The 452-nt window shown below is 64.8% G+C and carries 1 protein-coding gene; it reads left to right on the forward strand.

From position 1 onward, the window contains the following. Positions 1-12 precede the first annotated feature (12 nt). Positions 13-452: electron transfer flavoprotein subunit beta/FixA family protein (locus JS521_RS36065; protein WP_205087043.1), on the forward strand; the 440-nt coding region annotated here is incomplete at its 3' end.

The following is a 452-nucleotide window of genomic DNA, read 5'->3' on the forward strand; positions in this document are numbered from 1 at the left end:
AGGAGAGCCGGCGTGAGCTTGAGGATCGTTGTCTGTGTGAAGTACGTGCCCGACGCGACCGGTGACCGGCGTTTCGCCGATGACCTGACGCTGGACCGTGAGGATGTCGACGGTCTGTTGTCGGAGCTGGACGAGTACGCGGTCGAGCAGGCGTTGCAGATCGCTGACGAGGCGGACGATGCGGAGATCACCGTGGTGACGGTGGGTCCGGAGGATGCCAAGGACGCGTTGCGCAAGGCGTTGTCGATGGGTGCGGACAAGGCGGTTCACGTCGAGGACGACGATCTGCACGGTACGGATGTGATGGGCACGTCGCTGGTTTTGGCGAAGGCGGTCGAGAAGACCGGCTACGACCTGGTGATCTGCGGTATGGCCTCGACGGACGGGGTGATGGGTGTGCTGCCGGCGCTGCTGGCGGAGCGCCTGGGTGTTCCGCAGGTGACGCTGCTGTC

This window comes from Streptomyces durocortorensis (assembly GCF_016901035.1).
Lineage (GTDB): Bacteria > Actinomycetota > Actinomycetes > Streptomycetales > Streptomycetaceae > Streptomyces > Streptomyces durocortorensis.